The following is a 5,214-nucleotide window of genomic DNA, read 5'->3' as shown; positions in this document are numbered from 1 at the left end:
GCGGGGAAAACTATTTTTTTACTTGTCTCATCACTAAGTTGACGGCTATGGTGCGCCACAGACTAAGAGATAAACTCAGGGGATCGGGGGAATAAAAGTTTGTGAAATCTCTAAAATGTTCTGATACAGCACACTAAAAAAATGTTACCAGTTATGGCCCTGAAAAGATTTGAGGATCATTCAAAATTCGATATTTTGGTAGGAATAAATCTTTTTCAAATTGAAATTAAAGTACATTCTCACAGTCCTTATCTGCTCCGTTTCGACTTTCTGTTTGTCTCAAAAGGAAAAAGTAACTACAGTTTATCTTAAATATGATGAATTTAATACAGCTCTTTTAGAAGAGCGTCACTACGATCAACAAGATAGGCTAATAAAAGAAACAAAGTACAGCTACATTCCTTCCGGTCGGAAATGCAAAATAGAAGATAGTGCATATTATCACGAAACCAAAACTTATGAATATGATGAAAATGGTGTACTGATTAATGAATCTGTATATAACAAGGCCATGCGACTGATTAAGAAAACAGTTAAGGAGTATGACCATAAATCATCTGTTACCATTAGATATAACTTTAGGACTACAACCAAACGTGAAAAGGGAGTCGAGATCGAGGTATCTAAGATAGATACGAGTATTCTGGAAAGTCTAAAATTTGACAAGGGAAAAATAACAGAAAAAAAAGTATATACCGACCCTGATTTTTCTTCAAAAAAATACATTCAGGAAAACTGGAAATATAAAGGATCATTTTTAGAACAATATAGTATAGTAAATTTTTCTTCTAAGGAACTGATTAAACACGGATATGAGGTTCCGGAGAATGACAAAATGACTATTTACTACAGACCTGATCTTGATAGCATTCCTGAAAAAATTGAAATCGTCGATTGTGATAAAGATCCTCTTCTCAAGGGTAAAACCATTTATAATTTTGACTTAGAAGGAAGAGTGGCAGAAGAACTATCAACAAGTGGTGGACCGCATCCCAGATATACCGATAAAACCAGATATTATTATGGCAATGATCCATATCAATATGCTTACGCAACTCACTCTTATGAAAAAGTGAGCACAAACATCGAAGAAATGGATTGCGGCGTGGTGGAGCCCGGTGACGAATCTTTGGATTATAATTGGTATATATATAACTATGATACCGCATACATTCATATACACAAAGTACAGAAGTTTGAATATAAAGTTTATGATCAGGATAAGTTCTATACCATAGGCTATAAGAACCCAACAGAAGCTTTTGTCTATTTACATAAAAATAAAGACTCCATATTATTCCAGAATACTATTACAAGGGAAGAGAAACAAGAGTATGATAAAGAGAAGAAAATATTACGGTTATTAGTCATGGGCCAGAAAAGTCCTAATAGTTGTGAGTATTCCTACGAAAAAATTATGGAAACTATAATTGATTCTCTTAAAAAAACTAAAACCAGAATGACCTATGACCATACAATAGATGAAGGACGACACTATTTACATTATAAACATTTCCTGGACTGGAATACAGAAAAGGAAATCAAAAAAATTCAATACGATCTAACTGGGAAAGTTTACCTTATAACAGTTAATAAATACAATAAAAAGGGTGAACTGATCTCTGAAATTGATTCTGTTGCTGCATTCGCTCCCAAACGAAATATTGAGCATGAATATGATATGACTGGCCGTCGGAAATCCACCAAAACCATAATAAAAGGTTATTCTGAAGAACTAGAAAACTTCGAGTATATGTCGGATGGCACTTTAAAAAAATCGATAAAAATAACTACATATAAAAAAGATGATAGTAAGTATTGTGATATTGTCATTTATGAACCGGATGGCTCTCATACAAGGATTAACATAAGCGATCTCCATAAACCTGCCCAAAGATCGTGATTCAAGCGTTGTCAAATACAATGCTAAATTAGAAATTGTGCAAAAAAGAGGTTATGATAAAACTAAACTTATAAAAGGGTTCTTTGATGAATACAATGAGCGTGGACAACTTACAAGAAGTTACAATAGAGATCTATATTTAGATGTCCATCTCTTTTATGATAATGTGGGGAGACTTTTGGAAAAGAAAACATATAAATTAACTGATAAAGCGGCTTATCTGTCCCGTCATGAAGTTTATACACACAACTTCTTACCTGCCAAACCGAACTACTATAAAAACTTTTCGATAAACTATAAGAGTAATTAAAAAGCAAAATCCATAAATCATGACACCTTGTTACTGCAACTCCGGCTTATCTTTTGAATCTTGTTGTGAACCTTTCCTTCTGGGAGACAAAACACCGGAGACAGCTGAGCAATTAATGCGGTCCAGGTATTCTGCATATGTTGAAGCAGATGTAAGGTATATACTCAAGACAACACATCCTTCAAAGAGAAAATATTATTCGGCAGCAAGCATAAAAAAATGGGCTACCTCAAGCAAATGGATAAGGCTGGAAATTATCGCAACAGAGAAGGGCTCTGCGACTGACGACAAAGGAACAGTTACTTTTAAAGCATATTATTCCAATGAACATAATCAATCAATTGTTCATCATGAACATTCTTATTTTGTTAAGGAAAAAGGTATATGGTATTTTCTTGAAGGAGAAGTGAAAGAAGAATAACTATTCAATAGTCCCAGCCTGATAGGATTCACGAGAATTACGACTGCATCGCAATTGTACTAGTCACTCAACTTAGAGAACACAATTGATTGAACCAAATAACTCTAAGTAAAAAGACAAACTTTCCTTTGTCATCCTGAGCCTGCGAAGGATCTGATAATCACAAAATGATTGGCCAATTAAATCTTAAATCTGCCAGATAGTTCAGGTTCATTATTGTGAAAACTCCGATGTTTCGCAAGCTCAACATGACCAAAAATTAAAACTAACTTCACTTTAGCTTTTCAACCCACAAACGTTACAAATTCTTCTCTTGGTGTTCTCCACTTTTTAAGTTTCACCAACCAATCATTTGTTTCATCTCTGTAACCTATAGGTAGTATAACAACACTTTTGAGCCCCAATTCATTAAGACCAAGGAACTCGTCCATTTTAAAATTATCAAATCCTTCCATTGGTGTAGCATCCACCTTTTGTTCTGCGGCAGCAGCAATAGCCAATCCAAATGATATGTATGCCTGTTTGGCGCAACGGTTCTCTTGCCATTCTTTTCCCAAAGGCTCATATAGCCCAAGAAGCATCTTCTTATAATCTTCAGAAGAGTTATCAGGCAAGCCACGCTCCCTTGAAGTTCTCAATAAAACATCTCCAACCCTATCAGCTGAATAACTGTCCCATGCTGCCCAAACCAGCAAATGAGAGCAGTCAGTAATCTGACTTTGATTGAAAGAAAATGCCCTGATCTCTTCAAGCTTTTTCCTGTCGCTGATTACAAAAATTTTATAAGGCTGAAGCCCTGATGATGAAGGTGCATATCTAGCAGCATCCAGAATGTATTCTAATTTCTCTTGCGGTACTTGTTGTCCGTTCATCTTTTTTGTAGCATAACGCCACTTTAAGTTGTCTAACAAAGTCATCATATAAATTTTTATTTGTTAATGCGGTAAAACTAGAATGAATTTATTTAATTTGGTAACCAAGTATCAAAAAGTAACAGTAACTTCTAAGTAACCAAGTAACTTATGACAAAAAAGAAAAATCCGGATGAATGCAAAAAGCAGATCATGGCAGTTCATGATGCAATGGACGTACTGACTGGTAAATGGAAAATCTCCATCATCGCAGTTCTCTGCTTTCATAATAAGAGAAGATTTTCTGATATATTAAAAGACGTAAAAGGGATTTCCAACAAGATGTTGAGCAAGGAATTAAAGGAGATGGAAATTAACAAACTTATCAAAAGAACCGTTGAGGCTACTCAACCTGTAACGGTTCATTATGAGCTTACTGAATATGGTCAGAAATTACAATATGTAATTAAAAATCTTTCTGACTGGGGAATTGAGCATAGAAAAGAAATAATGGGTAAATAAGTGCTATAAAGACCTGCTCTACATTGTTACGCAACTAACTTGTTTATCTTTATTGCGTATGTTTGATTTAGTATTAACATAAATGAAAACCTATTTCCCTTACATTGTCCAATCCATCCCGTTGTTGATTTCCCTCGAGCTTTCCGGATTGATTCCTGAATTTCATTTTACTACTATAATGAATATTCAATTTTACGATACCTATGTCGTACTTCAGAGATGGCAGGTATTTATGGTCATTTTTCTTATCTTTGGATATATCATGAACCTGTTAATTGCCTTAATCAATAAATTGAATAAAATACATTATAACATCCTGCTGATCGGATTTAATACCAGTTTATTAATCATGATAGTATACATATCACTGATACTTATCCATAGCCGTTTTCAGGATACTTTACTTGACAAAAGAGATCTGAACAAACAGCAATTAGTCAATTCGCTTTTAAATGAAACAATTACAAAGTCAGCGATTATAACTGGTATTTTCCTCCTGATTGAACTGATCGTTTTGTATAAAACTATTCGATTAAAGAAGGCTCCCTCTTTCTGAAACTATCCGAACTCTATTGTACTCAGAGATACTACTGTTGAATTAAATAGCATTGAATGAGAGTAAAAATTTCCTATACCCCCCAATTAGTATTAAGATTAATTCTTTTGATCTTCTCGATAATCTTTTTTGTCATTTCATTTTTAATATCGGCACTTGTAACAGTAAAGCTATTTAACCTGATCATCAAGCCTGAAGAGACAAACTTTAATCCGGAAATTTTATTTATTGTTATGCTCTCAATTGGCTTGGCATTTCTGTTCTACTTTAAATCAAAAAAAGGTGCATTGATTGAATTTGACTCTCGCTTCTTATACATAACTGAAAAAGATATAGAAGAAAAAATTGAGTTAAAAGATATTATAGAGATTAAGCAGCATGTGTTCGGCACAAGCAGTCCGATCAGGTCCTTCTATACAATAAAATACAATGGCTTGGACAACACACCTAAAAGCATAGAAATTAACTCATTTATGCATGGTGAGGAAATAGATAGGTTTAAATATAGAGTAAAAAATGCAAAGTCAATTAAAAGATCTTAGTCCTACTACGTCCTGTGTTTCTCACCATAGACCTCAACTTATGGAATCTATCCTTTATCATGCTGAACTTTTGAAGCATCTGAGCTTTCCAAAAGAATCAAATTTGCCT

Annotated in this window: 7 protein-coding genes; 6 read left to right on the top strand and 1 reads right to left on the bottom strand. The window is 34.1% G+C overall.

What is annotated here, in order from left to right; translation table 11 throughout:
- The first annotated feature begins 220 nt into the window (after window positions 1–220).
- The 3 genes from J7604_RS25800 to J7604_RS25790 are packed head-to-tail and all read left to right on the top strand — an operon-like array spanning window position 221 to window position 2,634.
- Window positions 221–1,903: a hypothetical protein gene (locus J7604_RS25800; RefSeq protein ID WP_293903116.1), complete on the top strand. Its 1,683-nt coding sequence runs from the start codon at window positions 221–223 to the stop codon at window positions 1,901–1,903.
- A gap of 37 nt (window positions 1,904–1,940) precedes the next feature.
- A complete protein-coding gene (locus J7604_RS25795; RefSeq protein WP_293903113.1) occupies window positions 1,941–2,213 on the top strand; it encodes a hypothetical protein in 273 nt (90 codons plus the stop codon).
- Between the two features lie 19 nt (window positions 2,214–2,232).
- Window positions 2,233–2,634 (top strand): YchJ family protein, encoded by a 402-nt coding sequence (locus tag J7604_RS25790; RefSeq protein ID WP_293903110.1) that lies wholly within the window; start codon window positions 2,233–2,235, stop codon window positions 2,632–2,634.
- Window positions 2,635–2,918: 284 nt separating this feature from the next.
- On the opposite strand, the gene J7604_RS25785 is transcribed toward J7604_RS25790, so the two are convergent.
- A complete protein-coding gene (locus tag J7604_RS25785) occupies window positions 2,919–3,554 on the bottom strand; it encodes a nitroreductase family protein (protein WP_367113617.1) in 636 nt (211 codons plus the stop codon).
- A 102-nt stretch (window positions 3,555–3,656) separates the two neighbouring features.
- On the opposite strand from J7604_RS25785, the gene J7604_RS25780 reads away from it, so the two are divergent.
- The 3 genes from J7604_RS25780 to J7604_RS25770 all read left to right on the top strand — a co-directional run bounded on the left by J7604_RS25780 (window position 3,657) and on the right by J7604_RS25770 (window position 5,105).
- Complete coding sequence (locus J7604_RS25780) at window positions 3,657–4,007, top strand: helix-turn-helix domain-containing protein (protein ID WP_293903107.1); 351 nt, start codon at window positions 3,657–3,659, stop codon at window positions 4,005–4,007.
- A gap of 82 nt (window positions 4,008–4,089) precedes the next feature.
- Window positions 4,090–4,563, top strand: coding sequence for a hypothetical protein (locus tag J7604_RS25775; protein WP_293903104.1), 474 nt, complete (start codon window positions 4,090–4,092; stop codon window positions 4,561–4,563).
- Window positions 4,564–4,619: 56 nt separating this feature from the next.
- Entirely contained in the window at window positions 4,620–5,105 is a 486-nt protein-coding gene (locus tag J7604_RS25770; protein WP_293903101.1) for a hypothetical protein, read from the top strand.
- Window positions 5,106–5,214 lie beyond the last annotated feature (109 nt).

It is taken from the genome of Sporocytophaga sp. (genome assembly GCF_017745095.1).
Lineage (GTDB): Bacteria > Bacteroidota > Bacteroidia > Cytophagales > Cytophagaceae > Sporocytophaga.
The sequence above is the reverse complement of the archived record's forward strand: the minus strand, read 5'-3'. Positions and strand labels throughout refer to the sequence as shown.

Bases quoted from the DNA above. Each gene is read 5' to 3' on its own strand.
- J7604_RS25790 (WP_293903110.1), top strand. From the start codon at position 2,233: ATGACACCTTGTTACTGCAACTCCGGCTTATCTTTTGAATCTTGTTGT.
- J7604_RS25785 (WP_367113617.1), bottom strand. From the start codon at position 3,554: ATGATGACTTTGTTAGACAACTTAAAGTGGCGTTATGCTACAAAAAAG.
- J7604_RS25780 (WP_293903107.1), top strand. From the start codon at position 3,657: ATGACAAAAAAGAAAAATCCGGATGAATGCAAAAAGCAGATCATGGCA.
- J7604_RS25770 (WP_293903101.1), top strand. From the start codon at position 4,620: ATGAGAGTAAAAATTTCCTATACCCCCCAATTAGTATTAAGATTAATT.
- J7604_RS25775 (WP_293903104.1), top strand. From the start codon at position 4,090: ATGAAAACCTATTTCCCTTACATTGTCCAATCCATCCCGTTGTTGATT.